The 19,633-nt window shown below is 43.7% G+C and carries 19 protein-coding genes and 1 rRNA gene; 2 read left to right on the forward strand and 18 right to left on the reverse strand.

Features of this window, described 5'->3' with window-relative positions; translation table 11 throughout:
- Both E4665_RS15530 and E4665_RS15535 read right to left on the reverse strand, forming a co-directional pair.
- Positions 1-127: ribosomal RNA gene (locus E4665_RS15530) — 16S ribosomal RNA — on the reverse strand; the annotation flags it as partial.
- A 477-nt stretch (positions 128-604) separates the two neighbouring features.
- Positions 605-1,489 (reverse strand): LysR family transcriptional regulator, encoded by an 885-nt coding sequence (locus E4665_RS15535; protein WP_135349717.1) that lies wholly within the window; start codon positions 1,487-1,489, stop codon positions 605-607.
- A 147-nt stretch (positions 1,490-1,636) separates the two neighbouring features.
- On the opposite strand from E4665_RS15535, the gene E4665_RS15540 reads away from it, so the two are divergent.
- Positions 1,637-2,020 carry a CidA/LrgA family protein gene (locus E4665_RS15540; protein ID WP_167815225.1) on the forward strand — a complete coding sequence of 128 codons (384 nt, stop codon included), beginning with the start codon at positions 1,637-1,639 and terminating at the stop codon, positions 2,018-2,020.
- 3 nt (positions 2,021-2,023) lie between these two features.
- Entirely contained in the window at positions 2,024-2,704 is a 681-nt protein-coding gene (locus tag E4665_RS15545; protein WP_135349719.1) for an LrgB family protein, read from the forward strand.
- A 144-nt stretch (positions 2,705-2,848) separates the two neighbouring features.
- Here E4665_RS15545 and E4665_RS15550 read toward each other — a convergent pair whose 3' ends face one another.
- From E4665_RS15550 to accC, 16 genes are all read right to left on the reverse strand, one after another.
- The gene (locus tag E4665_RS15550; RefSeq protein WP_135349720.1) at positions 2,849-3,118 is read right to left on the reverse strand and encodes a phosphocarrier protein HPr; all 270 of its coding nucleotides are present in this window, start codon (positions 3,116-3,118) and stop codon (positions 2,849-2,851) included.
- Between the two features lie 198 nt (positions 3,119-3,316).
- Positions 3,317-4,192 carry a GRP family sugar transporter gene (locus tag E4665_RS15555; RefSeq protein ID WP_241654919.1) on the reverse strand — a complete coding sequence of 292 codons (876 nt, stop codon included), beginning with the start codon at positions 4,190-4,192 and terminating at the stop codon, positions 3,317-3,319.
- A 329-nt stretch (positions 4,193-4,521) separates the two neighbouring features.
- Entirely contained in the window at positions 4,522-4,791 is a 270-nt protein-coding gene (locus E4665_RS15560) for a hypothetical protein (protein WP_241654910.1), read from the reverse strand.
- A 315-nt stretch (positions 4,792-5,106) separates the two neighbouring features.
- Entirely contained in the window at positions 5,107-5,913 is an 807-nt protein-coding gene (gene spo0A, locus E4665_RS15565) for a sporulation transcription factor Spo0A (RefSeq protein ID WP_135349722.1), read from the reverse strand.
- A gap of 450 nt (positions 5,914-6,363) precedes the next feature.
- Positions 6,364-7,650: a SpoIVB peptidase gene (gene spoIVB / locus E4665_RS15570; protein WP_135349723.1), complete on the reverse strand. Its 1,287-nt coding sequence runs from the start codon at positions 7,648-7,650 to the stop codon at positions 6,364-6,366.
- Positions 7,651-7,822: 172 nt separating this feature from the next.
- A complete protein-coding gene (gene recN / locus E4665_RS15575) occupies positions 7,823-9,523 on the reverse strand; it encodes a DNA repair protein RecN (RefSeq protein ID WP_135349724.1) in 1,701 nt (566 codons plus the stop codon).
- A 186-nt stretch (positions 9,524-9,709) separates the two neighbouring features.
- Complete coding sequence (locus E4665_RS15580; protein WP_135349725.1) at positions 9,710-10,543, reverse strand: TlyA family RNA methyltransferase; 834 nt, start codon at positions 10,541-10,543, stop codon at positions 9,710-9,712.
- Positions 10,540-12,462, reverse strand: coding sequence for a 1-deoxy-D-xylulose-5-phosphate synthase (gene dxs, locus E4665_RS15585; RefSeq protein WP_135349726.1), 1,923 nt, complete (start codon positions 12,460-12,462; stop codon positions 10,540-10,542). Before dxs ends, E4665_RS15580 begins: the two co-directional genes overlap by 4 nt.
- Before the next feature lie 4 nt (positions 12,463-12,466).
- The gene (locus E4665_RS15590; protein ID WP_135349727.1) at positions 12,467-13,090 is read right to left on the reverse strand and encodes a CNNM domain-containing protein; all 624 of its coding nucleotides are present in this window, start codon (positions 13,088-13,090) and stop codon (positions 12,467-12,469) included.
- A 756-nt stretch (positions 13,091-13,846) separates the two neighbouring features.
- The gene (locus tag E4665_RS15595; RefSeq protein WP_241654911.1) at positions 13,847-14,731 is read right to left on the reverse strand and encodes a polyprenyl synthetase family protein; all 885 of its coding nucleotides are present in this window, start codon (positions 14,729-14,731) and stop codon (positions 13,847-13,849) included.
- Complete coding sequence (xseB, locus tag E4665_RS15600; RefSeq protein WP_135349728.1) at positions 14,728-14,985, reverse strand: exodeoxyribonuclease VII small subunit; 258 nt, start codon at positions 14,983-14,985, stop codon at positions 14,728-14,730. Before xseB ends, E4665_RS15595 begins: the two co-directional genes overlap by 4 nt.
- The gene (gene xseA / locus E4665_RS15605; protein ID WP_167815226.1) at positions 14,978-16,333 is read right to left on the reverse strand and encodes an exodeoxyribonuclease VII large subunit; all 1,356 of its coding nucleotides are present in this window, start codon (positions 16,331-16,333) and stop codon (positions 14,978-14,980) included. The genes xseB and xseA overlap by 8 nt, the downstream gene beginning before the upstream one ends.
- Positions 16,323-17,195 carry a bifunctional methylenetetrahydrofolate dehydrogenase/methenyltetrahydrofolate cyclohydrolase FolD gene (folD, locus tag E4665_RS15610; RefSeq protein ID WP_135349730.1) on the reverse strand — a complete coding sequence of 291 codons (873 nt, stop codon included), beginning with the start codon at positions 17,193-17,195 and terminating at the stop codon, positions 16,323-16,325. The genes xseA and folD overlap by 11 nt, the downstream gene beginning before the upstream one ends.
- A gap of 76 nt (positions 17,196-17,271) precedes the next feature.
- Positions 17,272-17,661: a transcription antitermination factor NusB gene (gene nusB / locus E4665_RS15615; RefSeq protein WP_135349731.1), complete on the reverse strand. Its 390-nt coding sequence runs from the start codon at positions 17,659-17,661 to the stop codon at positions 17,272-17,274.
- A 181-nt stretch (positions 17,662-17,842) separates the two neighbouring features.
- The gene (locus tag E4665_RS15620) at positions 17,843-18,250 is read right to left on the reverse strand and encodes an Asp23/Gls24 family envelope stress response protein (RefSeq protein WP_135349732.1); all 408 of its coding nucleotides are present in this window, start codon (positions 18,248-18,250) and stop codon (positions 17,843-17,845) included.
- Positions 18,251-18,271: 21 nt separating this feature from the next.
- On the reverse strand, positions 18,272-19,624 hold the full coding sequence (gene accC / locus E4665_RS15625; RefSeq protein ID WP_135349733.1) for an acetyl-CoA carboxylase biotin carboxylase subunit: 1,353 nt from the start codon (positions 19,622-19,624) through the stop codon (positions 18,272-18,274).
- Between the last annotated feature and the right edge of the window lie 9 nt (positions 19,625-19,633).

The following is a 19,633-nucleotide window of genomic DNA, read 5'->3' on the forward strand; positions in this document are numbered from 1 at the left end:
TTGCCCACGTGTTACTCACCCATCCGCCGCTCACTTCCGGGAGCAAGCTCCCTTCTGTGCGCTCGACTTGCATGTATTAGGCACGCCGCCAGCGTTCGTCCTGAGCCAGGATCAAACTCTCCAAAAATAGTGCATCGGAAACCACAGTTTCCGTTTGTTTCTTCTTCGTTCATTCGATCCTCAGCAAAATTGAATTGACATAAGGGGTTTACCCTTTACATCACGCTTGGCTTTTGTTCAGTTTTCAAGGAACATTCCGTTGTCACTATTAAAAGACAACTTTTACATATTATCAAATAACATGTAAAAAGTCAACCATTCATTCGTGACAACCTGTATTTATTATACCTATTACTCAGCCATCTGTCAACGAAAATTTATACTCGTTGACAGCAACCAGATCAATATAACAATCTTTGCTTTCACTGTCAACCATTTATTCCGAAATAAAATATTTTTTTGTAAAAAGCACACATTGACAGATTTTTTTCAAAACAAATAAACATACTGACAAGGATTGTCCCCTTAGAATCCATGATATCAAAGTTAATCCCAGATATTCACATCATATTTATCAGTTCTTTTTTAATAATCACTCAGTATTTCATCCTTTTTTCCATTTAAGGCTTAAGGCTTTTTGAGTTTCTGATATCCATGTTCTGGCCGCAAAAGAAAGGTAATGATTTTTTTTCCATACCATGGATAATCGCCAGGACAGCGATTCATCTTTAAGCGGAATAAGAGTGACGGATTGCACTTTGGCTTTTTTTACAATACTCATAGGAAGCAATGTAATGCCGAAACCTTCGGAAACTAATTTAATCATGAAATCCCATTGAGAACTTTCAAAAACAATTCTGGGCTGAAAACCGGCATGTTCACAGCTTTTTGTAATCATTCCGCGCAAGGCAAATTCTTCAGGAAAAAGAATGAAAGATTCAGCCCTAAGATCTTGAATTCTTGCGCTTTTTTTTGAAGCAAGCAGACTGGATTCATGAACAGCAAGGCAAAGAGGATCATTATAGAACACAAATGAATCCATAGTTCTCCTGTCAAACGGGCCGACTGTAACGCCTATTTCAAGTGATCCCTCCGAGACACAATCAGCTACCTTTTTCGCACCATATTCTACAATATGTAAATCAATTCCCGGGTAATCGACCCGTAGTTTCCCCAATATAGTGGGGAAAAAATGTACCCCGATCATGGGCGGTAATCCTACCGTCAGTTTCCCTCTTCTGGCATTTGTCAGATCGGTCAATTCATCAGACAGATGATCAAATGACCGGACAATTTTTCTTGATTGTTCAAACACAATCCGTCCGGCATCAGTCAGTTCAACTTCTTTTCCCGAGCGGTCGAGCAAAATCATGCCCAATTCGTCCTCAATATCCTTGACCATTTTACTGATCGTTGGCTGAGTAACATACAAGTGATGGGCAGCCTTCGTGAAGCTTTTCTGGATAGCTACCTCCAAAAAATAATGCAAATGCTTGACATCCGTTGTGACCGCCTCCCATAGCTGATAGGCATATCGAACATTCTATCAATCTATTGTACCTGTAATTTCATGTTTTGTATAATTGGAAAGTGACAAACGTCACATTTAAATATGTCAACCATAAGGAAGTGTCTTGTGACTTTGAAAAAAGTTTTTCTAACGATTATCCAGGTTGCCATTCTCTATTTCTTTGCATTGCTCGGCAATTTAATCGTTAATTGGACTCACCTTCCTGTCTCAGGAAGTATAGTCGGCCTTTTTTTAGTACTCGCTTTACTGCATTTCAATGTTTTAAAGTTATCAGCTGTTGAACGCGGCGCAAGTTTTCTCATGTCTGAAATGCTGCTTTTCTTCATACCTTCGGCCGTCGCAATTATTCAGTACAAAGATCAGATTCTCCGGCACGGTTCACAATTTCTGATCGTCATTATTCTGAGCACGGTCACCGTCATGATTGTGACCGGTGTTGTTGCCCAATTTTATGTTCACAGGTTTGCCGGAAAAAAAGGAGAGATCTGATCCATGCTTATCGCTTTGGGCTGTATTGTTCTGACTGCCACTGTGTATTATCTTTCAAAAAAAATATACAGGAGATTCAGGTTCGCTTTTCTTACTCCACTTCTGGTAGCGCCCTGTATCCTATCGTCGTTACTCGTTGGGTTTCATATCAATTACTCCGATTATGACAGCGGAGGCCGCTGGCTAAGCAATATGCTTCAACCGGCCGTTGTTGGATTCGCAGTTCCATTATATAAATTCAGAAAGGTAATGAAAAAGTATTTAAAAGTTATTGCCATCAGCATGACAACCGGTGTGACTGTCGCCCTGATCAGTTCGGGTGTTTTCAGTCATCTCGTGCATTTGAATGACAGTTACCTTCTGAGCCTCCTGCCAAGATCGATCACCACTCCTATTGCCATGGCCGTGTCCGTCGACATCGGAGGAATGCCGACAATGACTGCGATATTTGTCATTGTAACAGGTATTTCCGGATTGATCATCGGCCCTATGGTCATCAGATATCTGCATATCAAGGAAAAGCTGGCCAAAGGGCTTCTTCTTGGGATGGGTGCCCATGGAGCAGGCACATCCAAGGCTCTTGAGTTTGGAAGCGAGGAAGGTGCCGCCGCCAGTCTTGCTATGGTGCTTGCAGCCATATTTACCCTTGTTTTTGCACCATTACTTACGCCGCTTATCCTTTAGCAAAAAGATCCGGTTTAGCGCCGGATCTTTTTTAGCTAAATATCTTTTCACACACTTCAATTTAAGAATTCAAAAAAGAAGGCAGGCCCCTCGATAAGTTTATCGCAAGGCTTGCCTTCTTTTCTTGTTTAATTGTATCTTTAATTATTTTTCTTTGCCGATACCCTGTGCGTTGATTACCTTATCGATGGCTGCAGATGCATCATCAGCATCAGAACCGTCAGCAATAATTTTAAATTCAGCACCCTGCATGATTCCCAGAGCCATAACGCCCATGATGCTCTTCAGGTTTGCCTTTTTGCCGTTGTATTCGATATTGATATTCGATTCGAATTTGCTGGCTTCACTAACCAGTACCGTTGCCGGACGCGCGTGAATACCAGTTTCATCAGTGACGACATAAGTTTTTTCCATTTGTTTACTCGCTCCATTCATTTTCTTAATAGTAAAATTGAACAAAATGCTACCAAAAAAAGATCAGTCGAATAACCGTTTACATCTTTTTTGTGACAACATTCCGCAAAACCTTAGTTTTATTTTATCATTCCTTCTCCCGCCTGTCATGAGAAAAGATGAAAAAAATAAGAACGCTATCAAAAAATTATCAGTGGATCAGCGCTTGGTCAATCCTAGCAGTAGTCCACCGATTGCGATCAATGTGCAGCCCGCTAAAATGAATATCATTTGTTTCTTCGTTTTTCTCTCACCCAGCAGGAATATACCACCTAACGTTGACAATACAGTTCCGATCTGTGACATCGAAAAACTCGTTGCAATACCCTCAATTTTTGTTGCGACCAGAAGAGCAATATTCCCGCCTCCCCACATCAGTCCGGATGTGACATTCAGCAAAGTACGCCTATCAGCTAATTCTCTGATTTTACCGCCGGAAAGAATTAAAGACCCAAATATCATTCCGAATGATTGGGGCAAAATAGCCGACCAACCGTTTATATCAAATATGCGGAGAATGACAAGGTAAGAAATAAAGCCCAGAGTGGATAAAACCAGTAAGCCAATACCTTTCAAGATGCTGCTCGAGCCACCTGCTTCAGCATTTCTCTTTTGCTCATGTGAAGTCAACAGCACGCCACACACAATAAGAGTCAAAGCACCAAAACCGACGAAAAGCCGGAAGGCTGTATTCCATTCATTAAAAATCAGAACTCCGCAAAGAGAAGCCCCTGCAAGTTGCATACCGGTTGAAATCGGCATCGTTTTCGAAATACCGATTACTTTCATGGCTCCGAACTGATAGAATTGTCCGACGGCCCAAAAAAGACCTGAGATAAAACCTACAACGATAACTGTAATGCCAAAATTAGGCGGTACAATAAAAGAAAGCACAATTGAAAAAGCAAGTGCTCCGATCGTCATACCGAAGACCTGATGATGAGGCGTTCCTCCCATTTTTGTGCTAACCAGAGGGAGTGTACCCCATAGCAGAGCCGGAATCAGTGCGATCAGGATACCGGTCAAAACATTCACACCTTCCAAGACCTCAACACGTTCAGCTTGTTGATAACTTGCCACAATTTCTGAAAAATATGTACGGTTCACATGCTCAGAAAATCAATGCCTTCACTCGAATCGGATAACAGAATGAGGGGGGACAGGACTCGCAAAACCGACTTGTATCAGTATTTTTTTCACATTGATTTAATATAACACAAAAGTTATATTTACAAAACAAAAAACCGCTTCTCTTTAAGAAAGCAGTTAATGATCAGAGCCTATTTCTCCTCTTGACTCGCACAAGAGCATAACCTACTCTTCAAATTACTTGAAAATGATTATCTAAAGATGTGTTCCGCTTTTTAATGCTTTGAATCTCCGTTATTTTGCCCGGAACGCCTGAAAAAAAGATCGTTTAATAAATATTTACTTTGCTGAATCGGCAATTCATAAAGCTCTTCCCATTTTTTTGCCACTTCTTCTGGCCCGCTGTCCATTAATCTTTTTTTGTCTTCAGGGTTCAGATTGTTGAATACTTCGCTTAATTCATTCATATTTTTATCAGAAAGTTTGCTCTCTTTTTTGCGTAATATTTTCTCCACTATTGATTTTAAATCATTTACTTTACTCAATATATCCACCCTCTCTGGCATGTATTTTTGATCTTACTTACTAAATTTATATTACAACAAAAAAAATTAATGGTAATTAATATTGTCCTAAACCGTCAGATAAATTTTGGTTCAATTAAAGGTCAGGGCATAATGGGATTTCTCACTCTTTTTTAGGGTAGAGATTCATTTAAGACAAATCCTGGGTCTCAGCTATATTTTTATCTGCCTTGACTTATCAGTACCAATCAAGAAGAAAATAATTAAATTGCCACCTGCTTTAAGACAGGTGGCAATTTATATAATCAATTCTTGAAGCCCTCTTGAGTAACCGGATTAATGAATCAGGGTTTCCTCCTGTCTGTTCTCAATTCGAAGCTTGTCGGCGACCATGGCGATGAATTCACTGTTCGTGGGCTTCGCCTTAGACATCGAGACCGTATAACCAAACAAAGATGCAATGGACTCAACATTGCCGCGACTCCATGCCACTTCGATTGCATGGCGGATCGCACGTTCCACCCGGCTTGGTGTGGTTTTGAATTTCTTTGCAATATCGGGATAGAGCACTTTGGTGATGGATCCAAGCAGTTCTATATTGTGATAAACCATGGAAATAGCTTCCCTTAAATACATATATCCCTTAATATGTGCCGGGACGCCAATTTCATGGATAATTTCAGTAATACTCGCGTTTAGATCGTGGTTACTCTGCTGTACCGATGTGGTTATTCTGCTGCTACTCGAAACAACAGCGTCAGTTTCTCTTTCACCAGCCACTAGGCGGATCTGGTTCGCCAGATTTTCCATATCAAAAGGCTTGAGAATAAAATATGAAGCGCCGAGTTCAACCGCTTTTTTCGTTACATCTTCTTGTCCGAAAGCGGTAAGCATGATTATCTTAGGTTTCGCGAGATCCTCGCTCCTGCGAATTTGCCTTAAAACCCCAAGGCCGTCAAGATGCGGCATGATAATATCCAGCAAGAGTACATCCGGTTTTACTTTTTTTAATGTCTCCAGACATTCCTGTCCATTCCTTGCCGTGGCCACAACTTCAATGTCTTCCTGAGTCTTCAGAAACTCCGAAATCAGCATAATCAATTCCTGATTGTCATCCGTCAAGCACACTTTTATTGTTTGCAAAAGAAAATCCCCCTCATGAAAAGTTCTACAGTTTAGCTTTTCGACAATGAGGAGGGCATTCCTTTTTCAGTTGAAGTAAATCGATATACTTTTTTCTCACTTTTTTCCCTTAATTCGCCAATATTCGACTAATTTTGACATTTTACGTTCTTTTACAACAGGCTATTGTCGGACAATATTTTATTTTTTAGGCTTTGTTAATCTTGTCTGTTGTTTTTCGCTCCAGTCATTCGCTGATCCCGCAAGAATTTCGCGCCCCCCGTTCCAATCCATAGAGAAGCATTATCATTCAACTTTAACATAACCGCTTCTTGGCGAAGCAATGCCTTTGGCGCAGGCTAAGCCGTAGTGCACTTATACTATATTCCTTTAAATTTTTCTACTTCCTATTGCGTAAAGAAACCTAACCAATCTGGTGTAGACTGCCCCATTGTTTGGGGGTATAGAGAACTAACTCGCCGCTTGCTGCATTCTCTGGTTCTTCGATGAATCCATACCGGCTTCCTGTAGCATCCATTCGATGTGAACGCCATAGCCGCATGTTGGATCGTTGACAAAAACATGAGTGACTGCCCCAACCAATTTCCCGTTCTGAATTATCGGGCTTCCACTCATCCCCTGAATGATGCCGCCTGTTGATTGAAGCAGACGTTTATCAGTGACTTTGATGACTAATCCCTTTGTGGCAGGATATTTTTGAGGAACCGAGTTTAAAATGAGGATGTCAAAGGCTTGGACACGAGTTCCATTCAATACAGTCAGAATTTGAGCAGGGCCTTCTCTTACTTCATCTGCAGAAGCGGCTGGCAATCCTTTATCCCAGGCGCTGCTTCTGAGCATCCCTCGCCCTTTTAGATGACCATATATGCCGAAAGGTGTATTTTTTTCAACGCTTCCGATATTTGCCGCATTTTCGGAAAAAAAAGCAATTTTTTCGCCCGGTTTCCCCTCAGCCCCCTTATCAATTGCCTGAACGGTTGAATTGACAATATGGCCTGTCTTAATGATGATCGGCTGCCCTGTATCCTTGTCAGATATAACATGCCCAAGAGCGCCATATGAAGAAGTTTCGGGATCATAAAAAGTCATTGTTCCAATCCCTGATGCAGAATCCCGTATATAAAGCCCTAATTCATACAGGCTTCCTTCACTGTCCTTCACAGGTATCAATTTTTTCTGAAGCGATGCTGTTCTTCGAAGTACGTCCACGGTGAGTGTTTGACTTTTAGCCACATGTGTAACCAGACTCCGGACATCCGCTATTGTCGTAATGGGTTTACCATTTATTTTTGTAATGACATCGCCAATTTTAATGCCCGCGTTCTCACCTGGCGACAATTTTCCATCAGGTCCGGAAACAAGATGGTAGCCGACAACTAGTACACCTCGGGTACTGATCCTGACACCAATTGATTGCCCGCCTGGAATCAGATGTATTTCTCCTCCTGTATGTGCCTCCGAAAAAGTTTCTGGTTTCTTCATGAAAAACACCGTTTGCGTTTTTACATATTTTTGCCGCTCATGAACAGCGAAAGTTTTTATTTTTTTAACTTCCATCGCAATTGGTGAACCGGCTGCCAGTCCTGAACGAAAACTTTGCCCTTCAACTTTTGCAGTATCAGCTGCTTTTAACACATAGCCTGTGATTTGTCCGGTCTTCATGCAGAAAAAAGCAATGAGGAATCCAAGAAGAATCAGGCCAGCTAAAACCCCTAACTTTTTCTTTCTCTTTCCCATGACTCACTCTCCTCGCTCCTGTCCCGCATCCTTATCTTGCGGTGCATTTATTAAAATTGCCTGAGGAGGGCAGAATTATGAGCAGGGAGAACAATGGATTTCTCCCAATAAAGGATAGCTGTACCAACGTGAAAGAACGTCGCTGAATGGCCAATTGTAATTCACCCGGGTTTTACATTTTTACTTTTTCCGCCATTTTACGAAGCTCACGTGCATGCTCACGCGTCAAATCCGTCATTTTCGTTCCAGAAATCATTCGGCCGATTTCAGATACTTTCTCATCTTCATTAAGTTTTCTGACGGACGTAACGGTCCGTTGATCGGATGTAACTTGTTTTGAAATATATAGATGTTGGTCCGCCATTGCCGCAACCTGAGGCAGATGAGTGATACAGAAAATCTGTGACGATTTTGAAAGGCTGAAAATTTTCTCAGCCATGGCCTGAGCTACACGACCACTGACCCCTGTGTCCACCTCATCAAAGATGATTGAGGTGACACCCATAATTTCTTTAAAGTTTGATTTAATGGCCAACATAATACGTGACAGTTCACCGCCTGAAGCAATTTTGGCAAGCGGTTTTAAAGGTTCACCCGGATTGGTCGTTATAAAAAATTCAGCATCATCAATGCCATCAGGCCGATAATTGATAAATGATTCAAGATCGTCCTTTTGATGCAGTCGGGCATCAAACTGAGCATGCTCCATATAGAGATCCTTCAGCTCATGGTTTATGGCCTGATTTAATTGGATTACTGTTTTTTTTCGCATACTCGAAATGACCAGCGCTTTTTTCCGCAATTTATCCATATGTTTGTGAAAAGTTTCATTTAATTCATCATATCTTTCATCACGATGAGTCAGGTCTTCATATTCGTTTTGTATTTTTTTGAAATAATCAAGAATTTCTCTGATACTTGTACCATATTTTCTCTTGAGAAGATGGATATCATTCAATCTGACTTCAATATCATCAAGGCGTTCCGGATCATATTCCATTTGCTCCAGATAATCACGGATCAAAGAGGACTGTTCTTCCAAAATATAGTACGAATTAGAAATGGATTCTGCATAATTCTTCAAATTGCTGTCCAGATCCTGTACCGATTCCAGACACCCGGATGCGTTTCTTAGCCAGTCCAGGCCCCTATTCTCGCCCTCAAGTGCTTCATAGCCCGTTTTTAGTGCCTGAAATACCTTTTCAAAATTCACAAGACGGCGTTTTTCTTCGGTAAGCTTATCATCTTCACTGTCCTGAAGCTGCGCCTCACCGATTTCTTTGATCTGATACTGGAGCAGGTCAATTCGCTGGGCTGTCTGCTTTTCATTTTTATTAAATCGTTCGCATTGAGCCGCAATATCCGACGTCTTCTCATATTCATCTTTGTAATCCCGTTTAAGCTGAGCCAACGCTTCTCCACCGAACAGATCAATCAACGGCAGATGACGTTCGGGCTCTAGGAGAAGTTGATGCTCATGCTGTCCATGAATGTCAATCAATCGATGACCAATTCCCTGAAGCGCATTGAGTGTGACCAGCTTCCCGTTAACCCTGCAGATACTTTTACCTCTGGTAGAAATTTCTCTGCGCAGGATGATCAGATTATCGTTCCGGTCAATGCCTAGTTCTTCGAGTATCGGAAGAACTTCATGCTGCCCGTCAATCTCAAACAATCCTTCGATCTCCGCTTTGTCAGTCCCATGTCGCACATATTCTGAGGATCCACGTCCTCCAGCGAGTAGGCCGATTGCATCGATAATTATTGACTTGCCTGCTCCAGTCTCACCTGTGAAGACTGTCATCCCATTTTCAAATGAAATCCTGAGTTTATCTATAATCGCAAAGTTAATAACCTGAAGCTCCAGCAGCAATACAGACGCCCCTTTCAAAAACGAACGTAGGTTCTATGAATATTCTCTCTTTTTTTTTGTTTTTCGTCAATATTTTCGAAACAGAAAGGTTGCTGCACTCTACTGAAAATTTGCCCGATTATAATGATTGACAAAGGGCACGCCTTATCGATGTTCATCCGAAAAAAAGAACGCACGGCTGTGCGCTCATTCGAGTTCTTTTTTTCGTTTGTCCAGTATTTGATGAGCTCGCGTGACAACCGATTCAATCTGATCAGAAATTCCCTCATCATTCTTCTTGTTATCCGTCTTAAGCAAGGCAAGAAATTCAATGTTGCCGTCTCCGCCCGTGATGGGAGAAAAATCGAGACCGCAGAGACTGAAACCCAGATCAATAGCAAAATGAAGGATCTGATTCAACACTTGATTATGGATTTTCGGATCCCGGACAATACCCTTTTTACCGATTTCATCTCTTCCTGCTTCGAACTGTGGCTTGACCAGAGCCACAACGTAACTCCCGGGTATGAGGATCTTCATCAAGGGTGGGAGAATTTTTTTAAGTGAAATAAAGGATACATCGATCGTCGCAAAGTCCGGAATGCCCTGCTGAAAATTGGCAGGTTCAGCATATCGAAAGTTGGTTTTTTCCATAACAATGACACGCGGATCACTGCGTAGTCTCCAGGCGAGCTGATTGTAACCGACATCAAGCGCATAGACCTTTGATGCTCCGTTCTGCAGTGCGCAATCAGTAAACCCCCCCGTTGACGCCCCAATATCCAGCATCAATTTTCCTCTGACATCAATAGGAAAAACTTTCAGTGCTTTCTCCAGCTTAAGGCCGCCGCGTCCTACATATTGAAGCGTATGACCCTTCACCTGAAGTTTGGCAGCACTGTCAAGCTTGCTGCCCGGTTTATCGACGCGCTGGTCCCCTATATAGATGATACCCTCCATTACAGCGCGTTGAGCTTTTTCACGGGATTCAAATAGTCCGTTTCTTACAAGAAGTACATCCACACGTTCCTTATCCTTCATGGCAGTGTGATCCTCTGACGTTCTGTTTGGTCAGGTTCCTTTGAATTTTTCAACATTTGCCTGATCCGCGTACATACTCTCTCACTGGTCAGTCCGAGTTCCTTCAGTAATTCCTTAACACTGCCGTGTTCTACGAACCGATCGGGAATTCCCATCAGTTCAACCGTCTGATCATGAATGCCGCATTCTGAATAAAATTCAAGTACACTTGATCCAAAACCTCCGGCCAAAATGCTCTCTTCAAGGGTCAGAATTGGCATTTTATGAGCCGCAAGCTTTTTCAGTAATTCTGTATCAAGTGGTTTAATGAAGCGGGCATTAATCACAGAGATTTGAATACCCTCCGACTGCAATGATTTAGCAGCTTCCATAGCCACTTTAAGCATCGGACCGAAAGAAAGGATCGCCCCATCGTTTCCATCACGGAGAACTTCCCACTTTCCGATCTCCAGCCTGACTGGTTCTTTATCGAATGCAACCCCATACCCGTTACCTCTGGGGAAACGGACTGCAATTGGTCCATTATCGTAATTAATGGCGGTATAAATCATATTTCTTAGTTCGTTTTCATCTTTGCCCATCATAATTGTAATGTTAGGTAACGCGCGGAGAAAACTGATATCAAATACACCCTGATGCGTCTCCCCGTCCGCGCCAACTAGACCCGCTCGATCAACGGTGATGACAACATTCAGATTCTGACGGCAGACATCATGGATCATCTGATCATACGCACGCTGCATAAACGTGGAATAGATGGACAAAACCGGCTTCATTTTCTGCGTTGCCAGCCCTGCCGCAAAAGTTGCCGCATGCTGTTCGGCAATTCCGACGTCAAAAAGCCGATCAGGAAATTCCCGTGCGAAGCCTTCCAGTTTGGAACCAACAACCATGGCAGGTGTAATCACAACAATCCGCTTGTCCTTTCTCGCCAGTTCTTCCAAGGAATCATTAACAACTTTGCTGTATGAAGGAGCATCGGTAACAGGTTTAATAAACGCTCCAGACTCGATTTTGTAGGGCCCGGGGCCATGCCACGTACCGATTGAATCCATCTCTGCAGGCTTATATCCCTTTCCTTTTTGTGTCAGAACATGAATCAATACAGGACCTTTTCTTTTGCGCGCAAGCTCTAAATTATCAATTAAAGTGCTCAGATTATGGCCATCAACCGGACCCTGATAAGTAATACCCAGCTCCTCAAAAAACACACCGGATACAACCATGTATTTCAGTCTGTCTTTCACACGTTCCGCGACAGAGGCAAGCCGCCCCCCGAATGCTGGTATCTTCTTCATCAAGTATTCAATATCTTCTTTTGCCCGGTTATACTTTTCCGCAGAGCGGATCCTGTCGAGCATGTTGTGCATCGCACCGACATTCGGAGCGATTGACATTTCATTGTCATTCAAAATGATAATCATATCTTTTTTTAGCTGGCCGATATTATTAAGCGCTTCAAGGGCCATTCCCCCAGTCAGCGCACCGTCTCCGATGATCGCAATAACATCAAATTTTTCTTTTTTCAGATCTCTTGCTACCGCCATACCCAATGCAGCTGACAAAGAAGTTGAACTGTGGCCAGTCTCCCAGACATCATGTTCACTTTCACTTCTTTTAGGGAAGCCGCATAAACCATGAAATTGACGGAGAGAGTCAAACTGGTCGCCTCTGCCAGTCAGTATCTTGTGAACATAGGACTGATGCCCGACATCCCAGATCAGTTTATCAGACGGACTGTTGAACACTCTATGCAGTGCCAGCGTCAGTTCAACGACACCAAGGTTGGGTCCGAGGTGCCCGCCTGTTTTTGAGAGTTTTTTTATTAAAAAGTGCCGAATGTCCGCAGCAAGGGCGTTCATCTGCCCGATGGACATTTTCTTCAGAAACTTAGGGTTTTTAATCAAAGTCACATCCATTGGCTCACTTCCCCCTTTTCCTTTTTTTTGTTTTTTCTTTAATTCCCTTTTTGTCAAGGATATTGAGGATTGGAAGATGAAGCTGGCATTCTGCAAAGTAGATGACATAGCCTGTTTTGTAGATAATCTTCGTCGAATTTTTGATGGCATAAGTTTTACCAAGTGCTTTTACAAACACTGTTGTCGCAGCGACAAGGCATGTCACAATAACAGACAGCACATATTCCAGCGCTCCGCCGTCCTTAGAAGCAATGACTGCCAGCAGTTCGACGACTACCACGGATGCGGCAGTTCCGCTGATGATCGCGCTGATATCACCAATAACATCCGTACAGAATGTGTTCACACGATCCGCATTTTTTGTCAGCCAGACCGCATATCTGGCTCCCTTCATTCCCTTTGAAGCCATTGAATGGAACGGCGCTTCACTGGACGCAGTTGAAGCCACGCCAATTATATCAAAAAAAAGAGCAATAAGAATAATGACAAGCACAACCGCAATACCGGAAATAACTCCGGCATTGTTCAGCACTGCCGTCGATATAATTGAAAAAATAGCCGCCAGCACGAGCGTGATAACGGCTAAGGGCAGAGCCCATTTTAATGACTTTTTCAGTTCATTTTTCATTAATAATCCAGTTTTCAATCATCCACATGATCAAAAAACAGGCCTTTCACATCCTTATATAAACCATATTCATCTCTGATGCTTATTATGTAAAGCAGGAGGTCATCTGAAAAGTAAACATTGCGGCTTAGGTCCAGTAGGTTTTCCCGTCAAGCCACCCGATGTTGCCATACGGGCAGTTTCCTTTTAAAGCCTGACCAGCGAAGTCGCCCGCACGCCGAACTGGAACGCCACTCAGACCGCACTATAATCCTTTTCAGACGCTACACCTAAGTACAGACAGTCTAGGAGATTTCCTCAGGCACTCTTGAACTTTATTCTAGCCTCTTTTGCAGAATTGATTTCAAGAAGTCGCACGCCAGTGACGCCGGCCAAGCAATCATTGGTTACGCGCCTCTATCCCCTCTTTTCCACTCAAGGCAGGCTACGCTGTTTGCCTTTCCTTATAAAAGTACTTACAAACAGGTTTTCCACTTAGTCATTATGCTAAAAGCAAACAACGTACGTGTCTCCACGGACGCAGGGTCTTCGCCCACATGCCATTGCGGATCGCCCTACGCCCTTTACTCCCAGCACTAGCCCAAAGCTGGGCGCCTTAAGCCGGCACCAGGAACTTCATCGATGTGCCCTTTGACGGATTTTTAGCCCCGTCTTCAAATAAAGTGGAGTGACTAGAATACTGCACCACCTGCGTGAGATACACAAAATATATTAACATATTTTCATTCGTTTCTCAAATATCCCTTTGGAAAAGCGTCAGGAAGTGCGGTGCAGCAGATAGTCCGCCAGTTCTGAAAGAATGCCTCCATCAAATTTTCCCTCGCTGAGGAATCCTTTCGCCCGTTGGATATGTTCAGCCAGCTTCTCTCTCGCACCGTTCACAGTCAGCAGGCTGACATAGGTATTTTTATGATTAACCAAGTCGCTTCCTATCGGTTTTCCAAGATCTTTCTCATTTCCGGCAATATCCAGAATATCATCGCCAATCTGAAAAGCGAGTCCAAGATGATCCGCATAGCCTGAGAGAGACTTTTCCTCCTGTTCCGAAGCACCAGCAATCAAGGCAGCTGCTTCAACAGGAAATTTGATTAACTTTCCTGTCTTCCGACGATGCACCGACATTAGCTCTTCAAGTGACAGAAACTTATCCTCCGCTTCGAGATCATCTTCCTGCCCTCCAACCATTCCTTCCGGTCCTGCGGCGCGTGCAAGCCGCAAAACCAACCCGCTTTTGCACGCATCGCTGAGCTGATCATCAGCCGCAATAATCTGAAAAGCACAGGTCAGGAGACCATCTCCCGCCAACGTAGCCGTTGCCTCACCAAAGACAACATGATTTGTTGGTTTCCCTCTTCTGAGTTCATCGTTATCCATAGCGGGAAGATCATCATGAATCAGAGAATATGTATGTATCATTTCAAGGGCAATGGCAGTTGCCAACCCTTTTTCTTCTTTCTCCCCAAGAGTGTCAAGTGTTGCGAAAAGTAAGACAGGACGTATGCGTTTTCCTCCCGCCATTAACGAATAAACCATGGAATCCTTAAGTTTCGAAGGAATCGATGCTCTTTGCAGGAAAACGGGAAGTTCTTTTTCAATCCACGCTTTTCTCGAAGCCATATAATCCATTAAGGGCAGTGTCACTGCTCTTCATCTCCCTGAACAGTGAACGGCCTTGATTGTCCACTGCTGTCAATCAGCTGATCCATTTTTTTACTGACCGTTTCCAGCTTGTCATGGCAAAGTTTGGAAAGCGACATTCCTTCCTGAAACAAGTCAATCGCCTTTTCCAAGGGGACATCATTTTCTTCCAGTTGCCGGACAATGGTTTCCAATTTTCCCATGGCTTCTTCAAATGTAGGCTCTTTTTTTTCTTCAGGTTCCTTCGGATCACTCATTCTCATTTTCCTCCTCGATCCCCCATATTTGGCAGTCAATCCTTCCGTCATTCATCCGCAAAATGAGCGGATCCCCTGGTGCTACATCTTTCACAGATTTTACAAGCTTACTTTCCTGATTATAAGCCAGGCTATAGCCTCTTGCCATAATCTTTAACGGACTGAGCGCATTCAGTTGCAAGGTCAGCCGATCGAACGAAGAGCGCTTGGTCCGCTGATAGTTCTGGCCGGAGACTAGCAACCTTTCAATTCGGTCTTTTAACGAATTCTCGGCTCTGTTGAGAAGCTCATCCGGACGATTTTTTCCGAGAAGTCTTTCAAGAATCACTATTTGTTCTTTCTTAGCGGTCAAAAGTCTGTCCTTATTTTTGTTAAAGCGTTCCGTAAGCCGGTCATATTCCTGCTCTTTCTGAAGAATCAACTGACCCGGAAATCTGAAAGCGTAAGACTGACTGATTCTCTTCATGCGTTCTTTTTCCCTAGTCACTCGGTTTTTCATCGTTTGTGTGAGACGAATAAAATCATGATCAATGTGCCGATTCAATTCCCGTACATCAGGAACTGCGAATTCTCCGGCTGCCGTCGGTGTGGGTGCCCTTCTGTCAGCCACAAAGTCTGCAATTGTAAAATCAGTCTCGTGACCTACAGCAGAGATGATCGGAAGTCCGGATCTGAAAATCGCGTTGGCGACAATCTCTTCATTGAACGCCCAGAGATCCTCTATCGATCCTCCGCCCCGCCCAACGATCAGAAGATCCAGCTTCTCCAGCCGATTAGCCTGATCAATGGCCGCGGCAATGGATGGCGCAGCGTCAGCTCCCTGGACCAACACCGGAAACACAGTCAAGTGTGCTGCGGGAAACCGCCTTTTGATCGTTGTGAACAAATCACGGATAGCGGCACCCGTTGGGGAAGTGATAATACCAATACTATAAGCAACTTCAGGAATCTGTTTTTTATGAGAAGCTTCGAACATCCCCTGAGCCTGGAGTTTCTGCTTAAGGGCCTCATAGGCCAGATAGAGCCTTCCAAGCCCGTCCTGTTCCATCTGTCGAATATAAATTTGGTATTCTCCATAGGGTTCGTACAACGAAATGGAACCCTGGACCAGCACTTTCATGCCATCCTCTGGTTCAAACGCCAGCTGTTTCGCGTTACCCGCAAACATAACCGCTTTTATTCTCGCATTCTTATCCTTCAGCGTCAGATAAAGATGCCCACGGGAGTGCCTTTTGAAGTTTGAAATTTCACCTTTCAACCAAACTTCCTGCAACGTACTGTCCGATTCCATCCTCTGCTTGATATATCTAGTCAGCCGTGTGACCGTGACGTAACGATCATTCTCCATCACAGGCCCGTTCTTTGACTATTTTTTCAGCCGCCTTCAGCGTATTCTCAAGAAGCATGACTCTAGTCATCGGGCCTACTCCGCCAGGAACTGGCGTAATAAAGCCCGCCTTCTGGCAAACTTCATCAAACGCAACATCTCCGACCAGTTTACCTTCGCTGTTACGATTCATTCCGACATCTATGACCACCGCACCGGGTTTGATATCTTCAGCATGGATCAAGTCGGAGTGTCCAACTGCAACTACAAGGATATCAGCCTGTTTCGTGTAATTTGAAAGCGGATTGGTTTTTGAGTGGCAAATCGTAACTGTGGCACTATGATTCAGAAAAAGCTGAGAAGCCGGCTTTCCCACAATATGGCTTCTCCCCACAATCACTGCATGCTTACCAGTCACAGAAACATTGATGGCTTTAAGCATTTCCATAATTCCCGCAGGGGTGCATGGAACGAAACAATCCTGATTGGTCATCATTCTTCCAAGATTAACCGGATGAAAACCATCAACATCCTTTTCGGGGCTTATTGCCTGAATTACTTTTTCTTCAGAGATCTGCTTGGGCAAGGGAAGCTGAACCAGGATGCCATGAATTTCATCGCGTTGATTCAATAGACTTATTTTATCAAGCAATTCTTTTTCAGAGACGGATTCGGGTAATCGGATCAGTTCAGAATGGATTCCTACTTCCTCGCAGTCTCTGATTTTCCCCTTAACATAGGATTTCGATGCCGGATTTTCCCCGACAAGCACTACAGCTAATCCGGGAAGCAAGCCCTCCGACCTCAATTGGGATACCCTTGTTTTCATATTTAACCGCTTAGCAGCCGCGATGGCTTTCCCGTCAATCAGTTTTGCAGTCATATTTCCCACGCCCTTCTTATACGAAACAGTGAATTTATTGATATCCAGTCTGTGCCATAAATTTTCTGATTCTGAATTATATTTCTTTGGAAATGCTTGAAAGAACGCCATTCACAAACTTTCTGGTTACTTCATCGCTATACTTACGGCACAGCTCGATCGCTTCATTAATGCTTACCGTCGTCGGAACATCTTCAAAATACATCATTTCACAGACCGCCAGCCGTAAAATTGTCTTATCAATATTTCCAATCCGGTCGAATGACCAATTAACCAGATGTTCTTTGATCAGCTGATCAATCTCCTTCTCATGCAGGCCGATCTCATCAAGCAGACGGCTGACATAAGGATCGACTGGCAATCCATTTTCATTCACGGCATCAATTGCCGTTTCCCGGTCTGTGCTGCTCAGCGTCATCTGAAAAAGCACCTGCAGGGCCATTTCCCTCGCCTGTCTCCGATTCATCACAAACTTCCTCTCTCAATCTGCATCGCGATTTTTTTACACTATAGGAAAGTATTAAAATTTAAGGATTATAGTGTAAAGGCAACTAGGGCTCAGCCTGCACCAAAGGCTTGGCATCGCCAAGTTTTCTTTATCAGAGACACGGAAAGAAGCAAAGGGAAACTTGACTTCCCCTTGCTTCTTATTCCTCCTCTGCCTCTTTCTTATCCTTTTGGCTGAAGTGAATGCCGACAACATGGATATTGATTTCATGAACGTCAAGTGCTGTCATTCTCTTTAGCGTACGTGTTATGTTGCTTTGAACCTTCTCAGCAACCTCAGGTATCGGAACGCCGAAATTCATTGTCAGCTGAACATCAATAACAATGCCTTCATCAGTGAGATCTACTTTTATTCCTCTGCCGTACTTCCTGCCGCTCAACTTCTCAACGACACCTGATGCAAAGTTGCCATGCATATCGCCGACACCTGCAACCTCAACAGCCGCAAGTCCCGCAATTATTTCAATGACTTCGGGAGAAATTTCAATCTTTCCGAGATCTTCACTCTGATCTTCCACTTCAACCGATCTATTTTCATTTTCCGGCATGATGATCACACCTCCAAAAAATTAGTCCTGTTCATTCAGCGGATTTTCCTTCAAAAATTTAGTGTTAAACTTTCCACTGACGAAAACGGGGTGATTGAGCAGACGCAAGTGAAAAGGTATTGTCGTATGGATTCCTTCAATAACATACTCTCCAAGTGCGCGCTTCATTATCGAAAGAGCATCATCCCTGGTTTTCCCGTAAGTAATCACTTTTGCCACCATGGAATCATAGTAAGGGGGAATAAAATATCCCTGATAAACTGCGGAATCAATACGGACTCCCGGGCCGCCCGGTGGTAGATAGGTATCAACACGGCCACATGATGGCATGAAATTTTTTTCTGGATTTTCGGCATTGATTCTGCATTCAATAGCATGCCCTTTTAGATGGATATCCGACTGTTTCACAGAGAGCGGTTCACCGGATGCAATACGGATTTGTTCTTTCACAAGATCAATTCCTGTGACAAATTCCGTCACACCGTGCTCAACCTGTATTCGGGTATTCATTTCCATGAAGTAGAAAGAACCATTCGGTTCATAAATAAACTCAAGAGTACCTGCTCCGCTGTAGTTAACAGCTTTTGCCGCCCTCACAGCAGCCATCCCCATCTCTTCACGTCTCTGCTCATCCAGGGCCGGGGACGGTGACTCTTCGAGCAGCTTCTGAAGCCTTCTCTGAATGGTGCAGTCGCGTTCGCCGAGATGAATCGCGTTTCCATGTTTGTCTGCAAGAATTTGTATCTCTACATGGCGAAAATCTTCAATATATTTTTCAATGTAAACGCCAGGATTACCGAATGAGGTGTCCGCTTCCTGCTGGGTAATGGCGATCCCATGGCGGAGTTCACTCTCATCTCGCGCCACACGGATGCCCTTTCCGCCTCCCCCGGCAGTCGCTTTTATCAATACGGGATAGCCGATATCCTTAGCAATTTTGACACCTTCCTCAACGCCCTCAATCACGCCGTTTGACCCGGGGACAACCGGCACACCCGCATTTTTCATCGTCTGTTTAGCAACATCTTTTATTCCCATCTTACTAATAGCGTCAGACGGCGGACCGATGAAAAGCAAGCCGCATTCCTCGCACATTTCAGCAAAGTCGGCGTTTTCCGATAGAAAACCGTAACCCGGATGAATCGCGTCACAACCCGTCAGCGAGGCAACGCTGATGATGTTGGTATAGTTCAGATAACTGTCTTTTGGCGCGTTCGGACCGATACAGTAAGCCTCATCCGCAAGCTGGACATGGAGCGCTTCTTTGTCCGCTTGTGAATATATGGCTACCGTTTCAATATTTAATTCTTTACAAGCGCGGATGATTCTAACCGCAATTTCTCCTCTATTCGCAATGAGTACTTTTTTTATCATGGACTACTA

The sequence above is a fragment of the Sporolactobacillus shoreae genome, assembly GCF_004684935.1.
Taxonomy (GTDB): Bacteria; Bacillota; Bacilli; order Bacillales; family Sporolactobacillaceae; genus Sporolactobacillus; species Sporolactobacillus shoreae.

What these genes read in the sequence shown, in the direction of transcription:
- E4665_RS15545 (WP_135349719.1), top strand. Translation starts at nt 2,024, where the DNA reads ATGCTTATCGCTTTGGGCTGTATTGTTCTGACTGCCACTGTGTATTAT.
- E4665_RS15550 (WP_135349720.1), bottom strand. Translation starts at nt 3,118, where the DNA reads ATGGAAAAAACTTATGTCGTCACTGATGAAACTGGTATTCACGCGCGT.
- spoIVB (WP_135349723.1), bottom strand. Translation starts at nt 7,650, where the DNA reads ATGGGAAAGAGAAAGAAAAAGTTAGGGGTTTTAGCTGGCCTGATTCTT.
- E4665_RS15580 (WP_135349725.1), bottom strand. Translation starts at nt 10,543, where the DNA reads ATGAAGGATAAGGAACGTGTGGATGTACTTCTTGTAAGAAACGGACTA.
- dxs (WP_135349726.1), bottom strand. Translation starts at nt 12,462, where the DNA reads ATGGATGTGACTTTGATTAAAAACCCTAAGTTTCTGAAGAAAATGTCC.
- E4665_RS15590 (WP_135349727.1), bottom strand. Translation starts at nt 13,090, where the DNA reads ATGAAAAATGAACTGAAAAAGTCATTAAAATGGGCTCTGCCCTTAGCC.
- xseB (WP_135349728.1), bottom strand. Translation starts at nt 14,985, where the DNA reads ATGAGTGATCCGAAGGAACCTGAAGAAAAAAAAGAGCCTACATTTGAA.
- xseA (WP_167815226.1), bottom strand. Translation starts at nt 16,333, where the DNA reads ATGGAGAATGATCGTTACGTCACGGTCACACGGCTGACTAGATATATC.
- folD (WP_135349730.1), bottom strand. Translation starts at nt 17,195, where the DNA reads ATGACTGCAAAACTGATTGACGGGAAAGCCATCGCGGCTGCTAAGCGG.
- nusB (WP_135349731.1), bottom strand. Translation starts at nt 17,661, where the DNA reads ATGAATCGGAGACAGGCGAGGGAAATGGCCCTGCAGGTGCTTTTTCAG.
- E4665_RS15620 (WP_135349732.1), bottom strand. Translation starts at nt 18,250, where the DNA reads ATGCCGGAAAATGAAAATAGATCGGTTGAAGTGGAAGATCAGAGTGAA.
- accC (WP_135349733.1), bottom strand. Translation starts at nt 19,624, where the DNA reads ATGATAAAAAAAGTACTCATTGCGAATAGAGGAGAAATTGCGGTTAGA.